This is a genomic window from Sporosarcina sp. FSL K6-1508 (assembly GCF_038007465.1).
GTDB lineage: Bacteria > Bacillota > Bacilli > Bacillales_A > Planococcaceae > Sporosarcina > Sporosarcina psychrophila_B.
This window is the reverse complement of sequence record NZ_JBBOXF010000001.1, coordinates 3,757,912-3,776,140: the sequence shown is the minus strand read 5'-3', so window position 1 is coordinate 3,776,140 and position 18,229 is coordinate 3,757,912. Positions and strand designations below refer to the sequence as shown.

Genomic DNA, 18,229 nt, shown 5'->3' with positions numbered 1-18,229 from the left:
TTCGTCATAATGGAAGAATAGCACGATGTGATAGGAGAATGCAGCGATGAAAAATGATGATTATAAAACTGAATTTGAAGAGCACAGGAAGGAGATCAGTCTAGACGAAGGTCTTGATGATGGCAAGCTTCCATCACGTACCGACTTGCATAGAAAAGGCCGTAAGCCTAGAAAGAAATCCAGTCATACGATGATTAATATTATCCTTGGACTATTTACACTCATTCCGGTTGTCATCTTAGTTTACATCATTTCTGATTTTTATACTCCAGGAGATCGAACGTCTGCAAAAGGTGGAGAAACAGGCACACTCTTCGAGATGAACAGTGAGACGTCTGATGAAAAAAACGCTGTTGCTGATAAGGGCGAAGAAAAGAAAGCAACCAATAAAGATGACGAGAAAACTGCTGTTCAATCAGAAAATGAAAAAGAAACAAAGGTTGAAGAAAAACCAGTATCTAAACCTGTAGTGAATGTTAACCCAGTACCTGAGAAGAAACCGGTCGTAAAGGCGGAACCGAAGCCAGACAAGAGACCGGTAGAAAAGCCTGCGTCAAAGTCGCATACAGTTGCGAGTAATGAAAATCTTTATCGTATCTCATTGAAATACTACGGCAATGGTTCGGGTGTCGCAAAAATCAAAAGCGCAAATGGTTTATCATCGGATGAGATTAGTGTGGGGCAGACGCTTGTCATTCCTTAAGAAATAGCAGTGTTAAAAAGGCGAAGTATCAATTCTTTGCCTTTTTTTTATGAAAATAGGAAAGTCTAAGTTTATCGACACAGAATAGTGTCTAGACTCTGGGCGCCTTACGCTTTGTTTATGAAAGGTGGGCATGATTACGGCTAAAAAAACGTTATGGTCATTAGTTTCACTTATGATCGGATTCATAACATTCATGTTTATGAGCGCTCGGGGACGGAATGTTATTTTTCACAATATGAAGATTAAAGATGACAGCTTAGCTGAAAAAAAAATGTCGGTGTTTTTCATTTCGGATATTCATCGGCGCAAAATAGATGAAAAGCTGCTGGCAAAAGTACAGTCTTCCCAGAAAATAGATCTTGTTATCATTGGCGGTGACCTTGCTGAAAGGGGCGTGCCTCTTACAAGGATATCCGAAAACATCCGTAAATTATCACAATTGGGACCATTGTTTTATGTATGGGGTAATAATGACCGTGAAGCTGGAGAAGAGGAAATCAGGGGGATTATTAACCGATATGGCGGGAAAATCCTTGACAATGAAAGTGTAGGTATTCCAGGGCATTCGCAATGGGGCATAGGAGGAACGGATGATCCATCAAGCCGCAATGTCGATATTGAATCGACTCTCCGTTATATCGAGCAATATGAGAATGTCATTCTCGTCACCCACACGCCTTCGATCTTCAAGAAAATAGAGCAGTTCTATCAGCCCCGACTGATGCTTGCGGGGCATACGCATGGCGGACAGATACGATTTGGTAAATACGGTCTGCAAGAAAGAGGTGAGTTCCGGTTGGAGAAAGGCAGAGCGAAGCTGGTCAGTAATGGATATGGCACATCTACGTTGCCACTCAGACTTGGTGCGAAGCCTGAATGTCATGTTATCGTAATCAATTACGGGGAAAGCGTACTAAAGGAGTGTTCTGATTAAAATGTTACAAAAAGACGTAATTGTGGTAGGAGGAGGTCCTTGTGGCCTTTCCGCAGCAATAGAATTGCAAAAACAGGGACTGGATGTTCTTGTAATCGAAAAAGGTAATATCGTTAATTCGATTTATCATTACCCGACGCACCAGACTTTTTTCAGTTCAAGCATGAAGTTGTCCATTGGGGATATTCCATTCATCACCGCAATTGAAAAACCGAAGCGAAATGACGCTCTAGTTTATTACCGAAAAGTTGCGGAGCTGAAAGAAATACCTATCCATAGTTTTGAAAAGGTAGAGGATATTAAGAAAGTAAGTGCAGGATTTCATGTTTTGACGGAAAAAGGAGAATATTTATCGGAAAATGTTGTAATCGCCACAGGCTATTACGACAATCCAAACTTACTGGGCATTGAAGGGGAGGATCTTCCGAATGTCTTCCATTATTTTAAAGAAGCGCATCCTTTCTTTAGAAAAAAAGTGGTTGTCATCGGAGGAAAGAACTCCTCAATCGATGCTGCTCTCGAGTTGGAACGTGCAGGGGCGCTAGTTACCGTTATTTATCGGGGCACCGATTATTCACCGAGTGTAAAGCCTTGGATTTTGCCTGGATTTGATAGCCTTGTCCGAAGTGGGGAGATAGCCATGCATTTTAATGCAGATGTCGTCAAAATTACGGACTCTGCCGTCACCATGGAAATAGCTGGTGAATGGTTTGACATTGAAAATGAGTATGTCTTCGCGATGATCGGCTATCACCCAGACCATACTTTCCTAAAAAAGGCTGGCATTTTAATTGATGAGGAAAGTGGTCGTCCCTCTTTTGACGAAAAAACAATGGAAACGAATATCGAAGGGCTTTTCATCGCAGGGGTTATCGCTGCGGGTAATAACGCAAATGAAATTTTTATCGAGAACGGCAAGTTTCATGGTGAACTAATTGCCCATGCGATCAATGCTAAACAAAATACTACAAAATGAAAACAGGCTACTCTCCACTCGATCCAAAAAAGCGAGGGAGTAGCCTGTTTTGTCATTTACTAGAAAATCTGATGATCTATTTCATATGTTGCATACGTTGAATGAGCTATCTAAACGCAATCTGAGGAAAATTTCATATACACATCTTTTTTCGTTTATGTCGAGCGTCTAAAACCTCATACTGAACATAGTTCAAGCAGTAGCTTTAAACGGGCTTTCTGGCCACTGAGACCATGCTCAAACCGTACGCCCATATCTTTAAGCATCTTACCTCCGCCCTCGTACGCATAAATGTCCTGTGCGATTCCATTGAAACAACGAGAGACGAGGATGACTGGTAACCCTTGATCCAGCAAATGGCGGATTCCCACAATCAAAGCAGGCGGGACGTTTCCCTGACCGAGACCTTCGAGTACAACACCGTCATAGCCAAGAGAAGATATTGAAATGAGCAAGTCGGATTCCATTCCTGCATATATTTTAAACATAGCAACTTTTTTACTGATGGACTCAACAGGTAAATAAGTTCTTGATAATGGTGCGTGATGGAAGTGAATATCTGACTTTGTCACGATACCGATAGGTCCATATTGAGGACTTTGAAAAGTGGACACACTGCTACTATGTGTCTTCGTCACGTTCGTCGCTGTATGGATCTCATCATTTAGGACGACGAGTACCCCTTTGGTATTTGCATCGTCTGCTGCGGCAACCCTGACGGCTGACATTAGGTTGTAGACACCATCCGATCCGATTTCATTTGATGAACGCATTGCTCCTGTTAGAACAATAGGAATGTCGTAATTTGTTGAGAGTTCCAAGAAATAAGCGGTCTCTTCAAGTGTGTCTGTGCCATGCGTAATGACTACGCCATCGACAGGATTGTTTTTTACATGTTTAGTAAGCAAGACTCTCAGTTCAAGCATCTTTTCAGGAGTTATATGGGGAGACGGTAAATTGAATGCTTCAACTTCTGTAATCGTTGCGAATTGCTGAATATTATCGATTTCTAATGCAAGGGGATTAGCGGCACTCAGAATAACACCGCCTGTTTTTGAATCCAGTTCCATTGAAATTGTCCCACCGGTATGGATGAGTAGAATATTTTTCTTCAAATTCGTTCCTCCTGTTTTAAGGGAAATCATGGTACAATATAGCAGAATGGGGGCCCGCCTATGTTCATATTGCTCACCGTAGCGATTGCGCCGGGATTCGCGCTCTTTAGCTATTTTTATTTAAGAAAACAAATTGCAAAAGAGCCATCACTTACATTATTCCATACATTCATATATGGGGCTATCATGACTTTTCCGATTTTGTTCATCCAGCACGTATTTGAAGAAGAAAATATCTTTTCTCACTTTTTTATACGGAATGTTGTTTTTACGAGTGGTCTTGAAGAGTTTTTTAAGTGGCTCATCCTTCTGCTAGCTATTTATCGGCATGTTGAATTTGAAGACGCTTATGATGGAATTCTTTACGGTGCCAGTGTATCTCTAGGTTTTGCGACAGTCGAAAACATTATTTATCTGTTAGCATTTGGAGCCGACACCGCATTTCTTCGGGCTTTGCTACCGGTTTCCAGTCATGCACTGTTCGGTGTTGTAATGGGCTATTATTTCGGCCAAGCAAAATTTGCTATAGAATCAAACGTCAATAAGTATTTGTTTTTAGCACTCCTTGCTCCGTATAGTCTTCACTTTGTTTATAATGGAATCCTTGCTATTGATGATTTATGGCTCTATCTGATTATTCCTTTCATGCTATTTCTTTGGTGGTTTGGTTTGACACGAGTGAAATATGCCCATACGTTCGCGATGCAACAATTCAGGCGCAAAGCACGAACGAATACAAAATGATCCAGCATTCGCTGGATTTTTTTTATTTGTTCATAAAATTAAAGACTTTGGACAAACTGTATGAAAAGGAGGAATGAAATTTGAAAAAGTTTGTTATCCGAATGATAACAGTCGCTCTGCTCCTCGGTAGCGCCTACGCTACATCGCCTATCCAAATAAAAGCGTTCAGTTCTCAGGAAATCGCACGTGGCGCATTTGGCGATGATGTTATTGAATTGCAATCGAGGCTTCAGTATATCGGTTATTACACAGGGACGATTGATGGAACATTTGGCTATGGAACGTATTGGGCATTACGCAATTTTCAAGAGAAATATGGACTTCCGGTAGATGGTATTGCGGGATTGAAAACGAGAAAGAAACTAGTGGATGCGTCACAGTACGATGAAAAATTCGTAAAGGATAATTTAAATAAAGGCAATAAATTTACGTATTACGGAAGTAAACCTCTTGCATCCCAAGTGGAAAAAGGAACTGGTAAGAAAGAGAATATCCAATTGCCGTCCAAGTATTCCGAACAGGATCTTAAACTAATGGCAAATGCAGTTTACGGAGAAGCGAGAGGTGAGCCTTATGAAGGCCAAGTTGCGGTAGCTGCGGTTATCTTGAACCGGGTGGAGCACCCCGATTTTCCAGATACGGTTGGGGGTGTCATTTTCCAGCCGCTCGCATTTACTGCGGTTGCTGACGGACAAATTTGGCTGACGCCGAATGAACGGGCAAAGGAAGCCGTTCTCGATGCTATCAACGGATGGGATCCATCTGAAAATGCAATTTATTACTTCAATCCTATTACCGCGACAAGCAAGTGGATTTGGTCACGGCCACAAATAAAAAAAATCGGATTGCATATTTTTGCTAACTAATCAGCATGAAAAAGGCAATGAAAACTTGTGATAAAGGAGGGTAGGCGAAAGTTTCCGGAATAACGAAAGCTTCCGGCGATATTTTGCCGAACTATGAAAAAAATGATTTTTGTACTAGTGTACTCATTAGCAGCACTGTCGATCTTTTCTTACGGTAAAGCCGCTGAAAACGAACAGCTTGCCATCGCCTTAAGTGGACAATATGCCAATAAGATGACAGATGCCTCGAAGAAACTGGAAGAGTTGGATACCGCAGTTAAGAAAACGTTATTGTTTAATGAAGCAGAGGGTTCTTCGAAAGCGCGAGAGGATATTTGGCGTCTTTCAGCTGATATTAAAAACTCTGTTTCCTCATTGCCTATGGATCCGAGCTTTTCGACGTCTTGGATGAATTATCTTGGACGGCTCGGCAATTTTGCAAAGGAAGCCGGCGGTACGGGAGATAATGGCGAATATCACCGTGTTATGAAAGTGGCTTCAAAAAACCTGCGCTCAATGGCAGATGAGTGGCAAGTTGCAACTGCAGATATGGTAAGTGGTAATTTGTCGATAGCTGATTGGAATAATAGATTGGATGTTGCTGATTCGGGCCACGATTGGGCTGGTATGGGTACGAGTGTAAAACAGTATACAGAGAGTGACTTTCCATTAACAGCTAGTGAGTCGGACTCGATGAAGAAAAAAGAATTAAGGGATATGGCAGATCCTAAAGTGACACGTGAAGAGGCTGTTACAGAGTTCAAAAAACTGTTTCCCCACTTGTCTAACGAGACAATTGGTGTAGAAATGAGTAAACCGGGTTCTCCGTATCCGTTTTATCATATTCGTTTTGCTGAAAATCAGTCTGTCGGTTATATTGATATCACGGAAAAGGGAGGTCATGTCCTTTCATTTCTGAGTGAAAGACCGTTTGGGAAGGAAAGTCTTCCATTTGAAGATCTTAAAAAGAAAGCTGAAGTGTTTTTAAAGGAAGCAGGATATAAAGATCTGGTTTATGAAGAAGCGAGGGAAAATAATACGGTATGGCATATGGTATATGTCCGAGTGGAGCCCGAATATGGAGCAAAAGTTTTTTCAGATACAATCCATTTAAAAGTTGCAAAAGACAACGCGAATATAGTTGGACTTGACGCATCTGAATATATACGGAAAGAGAAGACAACACGACAGCCGATAACGAAAAAAGATTGGAAAACATTTTTCCATTCTGGCGCTAATGTTGTCAAGGAAGAACTTGCGTATGTTGAAAATGATCGGCTTGAGCAGCGCTTAGCACATTATTTGACTGTAACGTTGGATGAAAATGGGGAAATAGGCACATATACAGTTATTATCGATACAGAGACTTCTGAAGTGATTAAAACAGAGAAGTTGCAGTAAATTACTATAGAAATAGTCGTTGGAATTTTCATCCGGTCATGACATAATAGGTATTAAGGGAAGCGGAAGGTTCTATTTTATCGGCGACATACGTGAGGAGATTGTATGTATAAGGTTAGACTTTAGCCTCATATGGAAATCTGAAGTGCCAAGGAAGTCGATAGTTCCTGATGCTGGACCATATGACATATGGATGGCTGGTGGTTAATAATGCTACTTTCGATTGGAACGATAGTTGTTCTGGACAAAGACTTTACAAAAAACAGTGAAAAGTTTAAAAGTAAAGTGGTGGATATGAATGACGGATTGGTGATGATAGATTACCCAACTCACATCGAAACTGGGAAAACCGCTTTTTTTATGGACGGGACACAGTTGCATGTTACATTCTCGGACAGTAAGAAGGTATCCTATGCTTTCCGGACTGAAGTGAGTGGCCGTCTTAACAAAGGGATTCCTATGCTGAAATTATCCTATCCGGGCGATGACCAGCTACTAAAAATCCAACGGCGTGAATTTGTGAGGGTAGAATCAGCAATCGATATTGCGATTGAAAAAGATGGGCGATTCAGCCAGTATGTGGCGGCAGATCTTAGCGCGGGTGGTGTTGCACTTACTCTGCCCAATCAAGATGTGTTCAAAAAAGGCGATATCCTATCGCTGACAATTGTACTGCCATTTATGAACCGTGAAATTAAGTATGTAAAAGCAGATGCCAGGGTAATTAGAATTTGGGAGAAGGATGGCAGAATAATTGCCTCTCTGGAATTCGAGAAGATTAATCAGGTAGACCGTCAATACGTCATTCGGTTTTGTTTTGAACGACAATTGCAGATGAGAGATTTTAATTAGGATTTGATCGAGGGGAAAAGTCTGCGTGAATGGGACTTTTCCCTTTTCAATATGATACAATATTGTCGAATTGACTACGGGGGTAGATGAAATGACATTAGGGATAAAAATCGCAATTGACGGTCCTGCTGCGGCCGGAAAAAGTACAATTGCTAAAATTACAGCTGAAATATTGGGCTATACGTATATCGATACAGGCGCTATGTACCGCGCGCTTACGCATAAGGCGTTAGTTCGCAACATAAATACTAATGATGGAAAAGAACTTGAAGCATTATTGGAAGATACAAAGATTGTTCTGAAGCCATCAGCTAGCGGCCAAGCGGTGATTGTGGATGGTGAAGATGTGACAGAAGATATCCGTTCGCAATTGGTGACTGCTAATGTATCTTCTGTCGCAACACATATGGGTGTCCGCCAACTTATGGTCGATAAACAACGTCACTTAGCGGAAGGTGCAGGTGTGGTTATGGATGGCAGGGATATCGGGACAGCAGTACTGCCGGATGCAGAGTTAAAGATTTTCATGACGGCCTCTGTTGAGGAGCGGGCCATGAGACGTCATATAGAAGACGAAAAGCGCGGCTTTACAACATCTCTTGAACGATTGAAAACTGAAATAGCTGAACGTGACCGAGCGGATAGTGAAAGAGAAGTGTCTCCACTTCGACAAGCGGAAGATGCTGTTCTTATCGATACGACAGCTATGACAATTGCAGATGTGGCGGAAAAAATTAGTGCGCTTGCAGAAAAGAGGATGAAATTATGAACTTATACCCACTAGGTAAACTTCTTTGCAGCACAATTTTTTATCCGCTATATCGTATTAAAGTAATTGGAGTGGAAAACTTCCCGAAAGAAGGGGGCGTTCTGCTTTGCACGAACCACATCGAAAATATCGATCCGCCAGTTGTCGGCAGTACTTGTCCCAGACCTGTTCACTTTATGGCAAAAGAAGAGTTATTTAAAATGCCGCTGCTGAAAAGTATTCTTCCGCAAGTAAATGCATATCCTGTGAAACGCGGAATGAGTGACAGGGAAGCATTTCGGAATACATTGAAAATCCTCAAAGCTGGGAAAGTCGTCGGGATGTTTCCTGAAGGGACGAGAAGTAAGACGGGTGAACTTGGCAAAGGGCTTGCGGGCGCTGGCTTCTTCGCATTGAAGGGCGGCGATGCGGTTGTTGTTCCTTGTGCGATTATTGGGCCTTACAAAGCGTTTAGAAGATTGAAAGTTGTGTATGGTAAACCGCTTGATTTGACGACTTATCGTGAAAATCGGACTTCAGCTGAAGCTGTTACAGAGGTTATCATGAGTGAGATTCAAACACTTATCGAACAAAATAAATAAAGAAGATAAGGGTAATTTTTTGTTATTTTGAATAGATTCGCATAATATAGGAGTAGGATTCTTTATGAAGGAGGACTACATAATGACTGAAGACATGAACTTGGAAACAACGAACATCTACAATGAAGGTGACCGTGTTACTGGGAAAGTGACTAAAATCGAAGAAAAGTCTGTGACAGTTGAAATTGAGGGAGCACCATTTGATGGTGTCATCCCAATTAGTGAACTTTCAAGCCTTCACATTGAAAAAGCTGCAGATGCAGTGGCGGTGGGCGACGAACTTGAATTGATTGTCATGAAAGTGGAAGATGATAATTATGTTCTTTCAAAACGGAAAGTCGATGCGGAAGATGCGTGGGACTCCCTTGAAGAAAAATACAATAATAAAGAGACGATTGAAACGGAAGTAAAAGACGTTGTAAAAGGTGGACTAGTTGTTGACCTTGGCGTTCGCGGTTTTATTCCCGCATCACTTGTAGAAGATTATTTCGTCGAATCGTTTGAAGAATATAAAGGCCGCATGATGACATTTAAAATTGTTGAAATGGAAAAAGATAAAAATCGATTAATACTTTCTCACCGTGCAGTTATCCAAGAAGAAAAAGAATCACATAAAGGCGAAGTATTGGATAATCTTAAAGAAGGCGAAATACTTGAAGGTACTGTTCAACGTCTTGCAACATTCGGTGCTTTTGTTGATATCGGCGGTGTTGATGGACTTGTCCATATTTCTCAATTGTCCCATGATCACGTCGAGAAAGTTTCAGATGTGCTAAAAGAAGGCGACAAAGTGACAGTTAAAATACTTTCAATCGATCGCGATTCAGAACGGATTTCACTTTCCATTAAAGACACCTTGCCTGGTCCGTGGGAAGGGATCGAAGAGAAGGCTCCACAAGGATCTACGTTTGAAGGAACTGTGAAACGTCTTGTCTCATATGGTGCGTTCGTTGAAGTCTTCCCGGGCGTAGAAGGTCTCGTCCATATTTCACGTATTTCCCACCAGCACATTGGTACTCCGCATGAAGTGCTGCAGGAGGGTCAAAAAATAAATGTCAAAGTTCTAGAAGTCAATACGGATGATAAACGTCTCTCTTTAAGCATTAAAGATCTTATTGAAAAAGAAGATAATAACTCTTATGGTAATTACGAGATGCCAGAAGAAGCATCAGGTTTTTCAATGAGTGACGTCATCGGGGATCAGCTAAAGAAGTTTTCTAGTAAAGACTGAATAGAGTGAAACACTGTTTTGCTTACAAGCAGTGATTGAATTGTGAACATTATGAATGACTTTTGAATGGATGATGGTGCCTTTTATGGGCGCTGTCATCTTTTTTTGCATAGAAAGGAAATTATAGCATCTTTACTTATGGGGAATTTGTGTCCTGAGATCCAAATGCCAGGAGATTCACGAGGATAGGTGGAACGTGTGCTGTTTATAATCGGCGGGCGTGAAGATGTGGCTGTGTAAGAGAGAATTAAGCACTGTCAACTTAAGGGGTTGTATTTAGGAGTTGTCATAGGGGGCTTCTAGATTGTCTCATATAATAGGAAGCAAGGTATTTTCTTGTCGCTTAGGAAATTAAGAATCTCGTACTGTCGATAATTTGTAACAGAAGAATTTTACGTCTGAACTTCGGACACCCTACACTTTTTGTTCGAATTCTTAGCAGATAGCCTTTATTCTAGCGACAAAGTTTTAGTAGAGAAAGGAAGTGAAAGGGTATGCCGTACACAATAATTACCAACTACATCCCGGCGTCTCTCTATCCGCTTAAAGCAACGTATCCGATGACGCCCGAATACATCACTATACACAATACAGCCAATGATGCGACGGCCATCAATGAAATTGCTTTCATGACGAGGAACACGGCTGCTACCTCCTACCATGTTGCAATCGATGACAAACATGCAGTACAAGCCATCCCATTTACACGCAATGGTTGGCACGCTGGGGATGGTCAAGGAGCGGGTAATCGGAAATCCATCGGAATCGAAATCTGTTACTCGGAATCCGGTGGTACGAAGTATGCTAATGCAGAAGCAAATGCCATTGACTATATAGCGCGCTTACTTAAGCAATACGGTTGGGGTTTAGATCGTGTGAAGTGGCATCGGGATTGGAGCGGTAAAAAATGTCCGCATCGTATCATAGATGAGGGGCGCACGTCGGCTGTCCACAATGCCATCGCTAAACGTTTGTCGGAACTGAGTGGCCCAACACCGCCAAAGGAGGATGTCCGCATGTTTAATCCGAGTTCAGCAACACTCAAGCTTGCTTACGAACAATTTTTGTTAGATGCCCTGAAAGAGGGATTGATTTCTGATAAATGGCTAATTGAATTTAAGGCAGGCAAGTTGTCACTTGATGATGCTCTTGCGCTTAAAGTCATTATTGACCAGCGCAAGTGAGATAATTTAGAAGGCATATATGTTGAACAAATGAATACGGCCAATGCACTTTACAAGGGCTTTTGGGAGGCCACTGAAAAACTCCTAATACTAGGTGCGAATTAGAATTCCTTCCAATACCGCTTCGGCGCTTTGCGGATGCCTTCCATGATATGCCAGAAAGGAGACCGCTTTCAGTCTTATCGCTCCGGCTACAACGAAGTCGCGCCTTCGCTGGATTGTCTATGCGAGAAAAAGCATTTCGTTAACGGGGATGAGGCCTACAACCTGGAGTGCCAAAAAGTGAAACTCAATTAGGTGGCGTCTTACTGCCCGTTAATACGAAATAAGTCGAGCGAATGTGATCAACGAATGTCTCAATATATAAGAATGAATTAGAAATCCTGCTAATACCGCTTCGACGCTTTGTGGATGCCTCCCGCGATAAGCCGGAAAGGAGAGCACTTTCAGTCTTATCGCTCCGGCTACCACGAAGTCGCGCCTTCGCTGAAAGGTCTATTTGAGAAAACGTATTTCGTTATCTGTGATGAGATCTGCAACCTAGAGTGCGTCTTTCTTGAAACTAATTATATATGTTGAACTATTGAATCTGGTGTATAAACTTAGCGCAGGCGCCGCAAAGTCATCCTCAAAGCGCCAAGCGTTTTACAATCCACACCCCGAATTACAACTCGACTATTATTGAGTACCACAACAGATTCAATAAGATTCTTTATTTCAACATATATTATAGATAACAAAAGGCGACGCTTCCATTATGGGTGTCCGCCTTTTTGTTTGTCATATTAAGAACGTTAGTTCCATATATTGTTGAAAAGGAGGGAAAGAGTATACGTGATCAATTGATCAAGTCAGTAAAATACAACGAGTCACTCGACATGATATACATGACGAATGACGGTCAAATCAGTAAAAGGCGAATAAGAGCGCAACAAGTTGGTGAGGTATCGTTTCGTGCATATTGTTTTCTGCGTAAATCCACTCGCACTTTTACAATCGAAAACGTGCTGGCACTTGTTCCTGTTACAGTGAATGAAAATAGGATGATCTATATTAGTTGAAGTATTGAATGCGGTGTTTAAATTGAGAGAAGGGCCTTGCGGGGGAACCGAAGCGGGTTGAGGGATAAATTTATAACCTTACCACTTTTAGAGAGGTTTGGTGTGGATTTTTTTGTTCGGTGTGTTGTGCCAGTTGGTGCCACAATTCAAAGGGCGTGAATTGTGGCGGTACTGGCACGATGTATTAAATTGTTTAAACTTGCGGAAGTTAAAAGCGCTTAAAAATGATATACTGTCATAGTGTGTCAAGGACACTGTTTATAGTTAATGAATGTGCCCGTTTAGACGCTTTAATGATTATTGTGTATAATATGCAGAAGATAAGCTGGAAGGATGTTAGATTATGAATAAACCAACAGTAGCGATCGTCGGTAGGCCGAACGTCGGGAAATCGACAATATTCAACCGAATCGTTGGTGAACGAATTTCAATCGTAGAAGATGTTGCGGGTGTTACACGTGACCGTATTTACAGTTCTGCTGATTGGCTCTCCCATGAATTTAACCTGATTGATACAGGAGGAATCGACATTGGGGACGAGCCTTTTCTTGAGCAAATCCGACTACAGGCGGAGATTGCAATTGAAGAAGCAGACGTTATCATTTTCCTTGTGAATGGCCGTGAAGGGGTAACCGATGCTGATGAGCAAGTTGCCAAGATCTTGTACAAAACGAAAAAACCGATTGTTCTTGCAGTAAACAAAGTTGATAACCCAGATATGCGGGATATGATTTATGATTTCTATTCCCTTGGGTTCGGAGAACCTTATCCAATTTCGGGTTCACATGGACTAGGTCTTGGAGATTTGCTTGATGCAGTAGCAAACGATTTCCCAGAACCAGGCGATGAAGATATCGAAGACGATGTTATCCGATTTTCGTTAATCGGTAGACCGAATGTTGGAAAGTCATCCCTCGTCAATGCTTTTCTAGGTGAGGAACGGGTTATCGTCAGTGATATACCGGGGACAACAATCGATGCAATCGATACATCTTATGAATATGAAGGACAAAAATACAAGATTATCGATACAGCCGGCATGCGCAAAAAAGGAAAAGTATATGAAAACGTTGAAAAGTATGCCGTCCTTCGTGCACTAAAAGCTATTGACCGTTCCGATGTCGTACTCATCGTTATTAACGGTGAAGAAGGAATTCGGGAAATGGACAAGCGGATTGCAGGCTATGCAGAAGATGCAGGCAAAGGTGTCATGTTTGTTGTAAACAAGTGGGATGCTGTTGAAAAAGATGACAAAACGATGAATAAGTTTATAACGGATATCCGCGACAACTTCTTATTCCTTGACTATGCACCTATTTCTTTTGTTTCGGCGAAAACGAAACAGCGTGTCAATACACTGTTCGATAAAGTTAAGTTAATCAGTGAAAATCATGCGCTTCGTATTCAGTCAAGTGTTCTGAACGAAGTAATTGAAGATGCCGTTGCAAGAAACCCGGCACCTAATAACAAAGGACGCAGACTGCGTATTTACTACGCTACCCAAGTAGCTGTCAAGCCGCCAACTTTCGTTGTCTTCGTGAACGATGTAGAAATCATGCATTTCTCTTATGAACGCTTTTTACAAAACCGTCTTCGTGAATCATTTGGCTTCGAAGGAACGCCGATCAGAATCATTACTCGCGCAAGAAGCTGACCGACGTTACGGAAGAAAGGATGTCTGTGTGAAATGGAAAAAGTAACTGTTATTGGCGCTGGAAGTTGGGGAACAGCAATCGCTTTTGTCCTGGCTGAAAATGGTCATGATTGTTTACTCTGGGCGAGACGTTCTAACCAGTCCGCTGAAATTAACGAAAATCATACAAATAATTCATATTTACCCGGTATTTCTTTACCTGCAAATTTGAGGGCGACATCAGATTTGGAAACGGCGGTGATGCATAGTGATACTGTCATTATCGCTGTTCCTACAAAAGCGATTCGAGATATCTGTACTGAACTGAATGCATTGGCAATCAGTCCTAAATTAATTGTCCATGTTTCAAAAGGGATTGAACCGGATTCGTTGAAGCGGATCTCCGAAATGATTTCGGAAGAGTTGGATTCCGCAAAGACGACGGCTATTGTCGTTCTCTCAGGACCTAGCCATGCCGAAGAAGTTGTTCTGCGTCATCCAACGACAGTGACAGCTGCGTCATTTGATCTGGAGGCTGCAGAAAAGATTCAGGACCTATTTATGAACAATTATTTCCGTGTCTATACAAATCCGGATATTGTCGGTGTGGAAATCGGAGCCGCGCTTAAAAATGTAATTGCATTGGCGGCTGGTATTTCTGATGGGCTCGGTTATGGCGATAACGCAAAAGCTGCCTTGATTACCCGCGGTTTAGCGGAGATTTCAAGACTCGGTGTCAAGATGGGCGCAAATCCTCTTACTTTTTCAGGTCTTACAGGTCTCGGAGATTTAATCGTCACTTGTACGAGTGTCCATTCGCGCAACTGGAAAGCGGGCAACATGCTCGGTAAAGGGAATAGTCTGGATGAGGTCGTATCAGGCATGGGCATGGTCATCGAAGGTGTCAGGACAGCTAAAGCAGCGCATCAGCTTGCGGCGCAGTATAAGGTCTCCATGCCGCTTACAGAAGCTTTGTATTCCATCCTGTTCGAGGATATTCCGCCGAAAGAGGCTGTTGACCAACTTATGAACCGTATGAAAAAGCAGGAAGTTGAAGATCTATTCGGCAATCGTTAATTTTTGAATTTGTCAGTCAAAAAAATTCGATGAAAATTGTCTTCAGTTTTGAATACTGATTATACGAAAGGAGGACTACCTTTGTCCTCGATGGATAAAATGTGGCTGTCGTTCTATGCAATGGGATTCATGGTTATTTCCATGGGTCTTATTTATGTGAGCAGGCAAAAGCTTCAAAATAAAGTATTGAAATTTATATTTGCTATAGTAGCCTATTCTTTACTAATCATCGCATTTTTTGCAATGATTTACCTTGTATTTAATGGGCCGACAGGAGGGGCATAATGACAATGTCAGTAAAAAAAATCGGGCTGCTCCTGATTTTTTCTTTTGTTTTTGTTCTATCCGGATGTATGTATCCGTCCGAAAAAACAACTGGGCAGGAAATCCCGTATGCTGATCAGCTGGAATCGATGCAAAAAGCGGTTGAAGCTTATCAGCAGGATGCAGGAGGGCTCTTGCCTATCAAAACACGTGATCTTGAAACAGATATTTACATAAAATATCCCATCGAGTTCTCCAAAATCGTACCGGCTTATACGGAGAAAATACCTTCCAATGCATACGAAACAGGAGGGATTTATCAGTATGTACTGACGGATGTTGAAACAAATCCAACAGTAAAGCTAGTCGATTTGCGCTCAGCGGAACGCATCCGTGATTTAAATCTAAGGAAAAACATTAATGGCAGGGTTCCATTCAAAGAGTCTGTCGGTCAGAATGTCTATACAGTCGATTTTAAAGCAATGGGCTTTAAAGAGCCGCTGACGGTTCCTAGTCCTTATTCAGATGCAATCTTACCGATTGTGATCGGCGGGGACGGTGTTTTTTATATCGATTATTCAATTGACTTGAATCGGATTTTGCAAGAAGAAACTCCGAAGGTTAAACAAGGAGAGGATATCCGTTTTTTGTTAGCGGATAATTATCCCGTTTTACCGGCTTATTCTTTACCTTATACGGTGAACGAAAACAACGAACCGATATTCATGAATAAATCAAAATAAAAAACGTTTCATGCCGCGTGCATGAAACGTTTTTTATTTACATAAACTAATATGCGCATATAAAGGAGGACGATGGATGAAAGAGGAATTATATGAAAACTTGGCACGACGCACTGACGGTGATATTTATATCGGTGTCGTCGGCCCTGTCCGTGTAGGGAAATCAACATTCGTGAAAAGGGTTATGGAAGAAGTCGTTATTCCAAATATGACGGAAGCGTCGGATCGGATTCGTGCACAGGATGAACTCCCGCAAAGTTCACCCGGAACAGTCATCATGACATCAGAACCGAAATTTGTACCTGCTCAAGGGACGTCTGTATCCGTAGGGGACGGTGAACTTAAGTTTCAAATCAGGTTAGCAGATTGCGTTGGTTACGTGATAGACGGTGTAAAAGGGTATGAGGACGAGAATGGTCCCAAACTGGTCCACACGCCATGGCACAACGAACCAATCCCGTTTGAAGAAGCGGCACGTATAGGCACGGATAAAGTGATCAGGGATCATTCTACGATTGGTATTCTTGTCACGACGGATGGAACGGTGAATAATATTCCGCGGGCAGCAGCCGAAGTAGCAGAAGTAGAAATTGTCAACAAGTTGAAAGATATCGGCAAGCCGTTTGTCATTGTACTCAATTCTAAAATGCCTGCAAATGATAGGACTGTTGCGCTAAAGCATGATTTACATGAAAAATATGGAGTGCCTGTCATTGCAATAAGTGCTGATCAGTTAAATGCGCAGGAAATTCAACTCATTTTAAAAGAAGCTTTATACGAATTTCCGATTTCTGATATCGAAGTTCAAAAACCCGATTGGATGGACGTACTTGGAAGTGAACATGAGTTGAATGCCAACATCGATAGGGTGATTAACGAAGGTTTTCTAGAAGTATCAAAAATTCGTAAAGTACAGGAATTGGCGGAAAGATTAAGAGACGAAAAATATGTTAAGCAAGCAGAAGTCATTGAAGTAGATGCTGGCAAAGGGAAAGCAATCGTGAAAATCGCCATGGATGAACAGGCTTTCCGTGAAATTTGTGAAGAGATTATGGGCCAGGAAATCGGCTCGAAAAAAGATTGGTTATTGTTTGTTAAAGAGGCGGCCAAAGCGAAAAAGTCATACAATATGTATTCAGAAGCCATTGATACGGCCAGAAAACAAGGTTACGGCGTCGCTCTTCCAACAATTGATGATTTTAATCCTTCTGCACCAGAACTGATCAAACAGAATAACTTTTTTGGCGTACGCATGAAAGCGACGGCACCTTCACTTCACATTATCCGGGTAGATATGGAGGCTGAATTTTCTCCATTAATCGGCTCCGAATTTCATAGCCATCATCTACTAAAAGAATTGAAGAATGCTTATTTGCATGATAGAGAGGCATTATGGGAAACACAACTCTTCGGAACGCCGCTCCATGAAGTTATGAAAGAGAGCATTCGATTCAAAACAGCTTCGGTCCCGATGAATGCACGAAAACGTCTGCGAGAGACGATTGAACAGATGGTGAACGATGGAAATAAAGGCATGATAACATTTATCGTATAAGGGAAAAAGATCCGTCAAAAGCGGATCTTTTTCTCTTTTTTGCGCTTAAAGTGCATGATATTGGCAATTCCGCGATAATATTGTTGCGTCTAGGTTTTTCTTGTGATACTCTTTTTACAGTATTAGAAGCTAGCTAATGCCCTTTGAGAGGAGGTGAATGGTGTGAATAAAACAGAATTGATTACTTCTGTAGCTGAAGCAGCAGAACTAACTAAGAAAGATGCTACAAAAGCTGTCGAAGCTGTATTCGATACGATCCAATCTACTCTTGCAAGTGGTGAGAAGGTACAATTGATCGGTTTCGGAAACTTCGAAGTTCGTGAGCGTGCAGCTCGTAAAGGACGTAACCCACAATCTGGGGAAGAAATCGATATCGCTGCAAGCAAAGTACCAGCTTTCAAAGCAGGTAAAGCGCTTAAAGACGCGGTAAAATAATCTTCGCGATTACATAGAAGTCCGTCCGTCGTATCTGATTCGTTAGATACTTGGGGCGGACTTCTTTCCATTTTTAGCATATTGCCCATTTACAAAGTGAACGAACTGTACGGAAATGGGCGA

Annotated in this window: 19 protein-coding genes; 18 read left to right on the top strand and 1 reads right to left on the bottom strand. The window is 41.8% G+C overall.

Going from position 1 to position 18,229, the window contains the following annotated elements:
• Positions 1 to 46 precede the first annotated feature (46 nt).
• From MKZ11_RS19270 to MKZ11_RS19260, 3 genes are all read left to right on the top strand, one after another.
• On the top strand, positions 47 to 703 hold the full coding sequence (locus MKZ11_RS19270; RefSeq protein WP_340795970.1) for a LysM peptidoglycan-binding domain-containing protein: 657 nt from the start codon (positions 47 to 49) through the stop codon (positions 701 to 703).
• A gap of 238 nt (positions 704 to 941) precedes the next feature.
• Entirely contained in the window at positions 942 to 1,640 is a 699-nt protein-coding gene (locus MKZ11_RS19265) for a metallophosphoesterase (RefSeq protein WP_340795969.1), read from the top strand.
• 1 nt (position 1,641) lies between these two features.
• A complete protein-coding gene (locus tag MKZ11_RS19260; RefSeq protein WP_340795968.1) occupies positions 1,642 to 2,616 on the top strand; it encodes a YpdA family putative bacillithiol disulfide reductase in 975 nt (324 codons plus the stop codon).
• A 176-nt stretch (positions 2,617 to 2,792) separates the two neighbouring features.
• On the opposite strand, the gene MKZ11_RS19255 is transcribed toward MKZ11_RS19260, so the two are convergent.
• A complete protein-coding gene (locus MKZ11_RS19255) occupies positions 2,793 to 3,731 on the bottom strand; it encodes an asparaginase (RefSeq protein WP_340795967.1) in 939 nt (312 codons plus the stop codon).
• A gap of 60 nt (positions 3,732 to 3,791) precedes the next feature.
• Between MKZ11_RS19255 and prsW the strand changes: the two genes are divergently transcribed.
• From prsW to MKZ11_RS19180, 15 genes are all read left to right on the top strand, one after another.
• Entirely contained in the window at positions 3,792 to 4,475 is a 684-nt protein-coding gene (gene prsW / locus MKZ11_RS19250; protein WP_340795966.1) for a glutamic-type intramembrane protease PrsW, read from the top strand.
• Positions 4,476 to 4,576: 101 nt separating this feature from the next.
• Entirely contained in the window at positions 4,577 to 5,341 is a 765-nt protein-coding gene (gene sleB / locus MKZ11_RS19245) for a spore cortex-lytic enzyme (protein ID WP_340797059.1), read from the top strand.
• 93 nt (positions 5,342 to 5,434) lie between these two features.
• Positions 5,435 to 6,721: a PepSY1/2 domain-containing protein gene (locus MKZ11_RS19240; RefSeq protein ID WP_340795965.1), complete on the top strand. Its 1,287-nt coding sequence runs from the start codon at positions 5,435 to 5,437 to the stop codon at positions 6,719 to 6,721.
• 189 nt (positions 6,722 to 6,910) lie between these two features.
• Positions 6,911 to 7,573, top strand: coding sequence for a flagellar brake protein (locus MKZ11_RS19235; protein WP_340795964.1), 663 nt, complete (start codon positions 6,911 to 6,913; stop codon positions 7,571 to 7,573).
• A 91-nt stretch (positions 7,574 to 7,664) separates the two neighbouring features.
• Positions 7,665 to 8,342, top strand: a complete 678-nt coding sequence (gene cmk / locus MKZ11_RS19230) for a (d)CMP kinase (protein ID WP_340795963.1) — start codon at positions 7,665 to 7,667, stop codon at positions 8,340 to 8,342.
• Positions 8,339 to 8,923 carry a lysophospholipid acyltransferase family protein gene (locus tag MKZ11_RS19225; protein WP_340795962.1) on the top strand — a complete coding sequence of 195 codons (585 nt, stop codon included), beginning with the start codon at positions 8,339 to 8,341 and terminating at the stop codon, positions 8,921 to 8,923. The genes cmk and MKZ11_RS19225 overlap by 4 nt, the downstream gene beginning before the upstream one ends.
• Before the next feature lie 82 nt (positions 8,924 to 9,005).
• Positions 9,006 to 10,154: a 30S ribosomal protein S1 gene (gene rpsA / locus MKZ11_RS19220; protein WP_340795961.1), complete on the top strand. Its 1,149-nt coding sequence runs from the start codon at positions 9,006 to 9,008 to the stop codon at positions 10,152 to 10,154.
• Positions 10,155 to 10,648: 494 nt separating this feature from the next.
• The gene (locus MKZ11_RS19215) at positions 10,649 to 11,338 is read left to right on the top strand and encodes a peptidoglycan recognition protein family protein (protein WP_340795960.1); all 690 of its coding nucleotides are present in this window, start codon (positions 10,649 to 10,651) and stop codon (positions 11,336 to 11,338) included.
• Between the two features lie 773 nt (positions 11,339 to 12,111).
• The gene (locus MKZ11_RS19210; RefSeq protein WP_340795959.1) at positions 12,112 to 12,399 is read left to right on the top strand and encodes a transcriptional regulator; all 288 of its coding nucleotides are present in this window, start codon (positions 12,112 to 12,114) and stop codon (positions 12,397 to 12,399) included.
• Between the two features lie 343 nt (positions 12,400 to 12,742).
• On the top strand, positions 12,743 to 14,053 hold the full coding sequence (gene der / locus MKZ11_RS19205; protein ID WP_340795958.1) for a ribosome biogenesis GTPase Der: 1,311 nt from the start codon (positions 12,743 to 12,745) through the stop codon (positions 14,051 to 14,053).
• Positions 14,054 to 14,086: 33 nt separating this feature from the next.
• The gene (locus MKZ11_RS19200) at positions 14,087 to 15,109 is read left to right on the top strand and encodes an NAD(P)H-dependent glycerol-3-phosphate dehydrogenase (protein WP_340795957.1); all 1,023 of its coding nucleotides are present in this window, start codon (positions 14,087 to 14,089) and stop codon (positions 15,107 to 15,109) included.
• A gap of 90 nt (positions 15,110 to 15,199) precedes the next feature.
• Positions 15,200 to 15,394, top strand: coding sequence for a DUF2768 domain-containing protein (locus tag MKZ11_RS19195; protein WP_445327058.1), 195 nt, complete (start codon positions 15,200 to 15,202; stop codon positions 15,392 to 15,394).
• Entirely contained in the window at positions 15,394 to 16,116 is a 723-nt protein-coding gene (locus MKZ11_RS19190; protein ID WP_340795955.1) for a hypothetical protein, read from the top strand. The genes MKZ11_RS19195 and MKZ11_RS19190 overlap by 1 nt, the downstream gene beginning before the upstream one ends.
• Positions 16,117 to 16,192: 76 nt before the next feature.
• The gene (gene spoIVA / locus MKZ11_RS19185; protein ID WP_340795954.1) at positions 16,193 to 17,671 is read left to right on the top strand and encodes a stage IV sporulation protein A; all 1,479 of its coding nucleotides are present in this window, start codon (positions 16,193 to 16,195) and stop codon (positions 17,669 to 17,671) included.
• A 162-nt stretch (positions 17,672 to 17,833) separates the two neighbouring features.
• Positions 17,834 to 18,106, top strand: a complete 273-nt coding sequence (locus MKZ11_RS19180) for an HU family DNA-binding protein (RefSeq protein WP_067210384.1) — start codon at positions 17,834 to 17,836, stop codon at positions 18,104 to 18,106.
• The last annotated feature ends 123 nt before the right edge of the window (positions 18,107 to 18,229 follow it).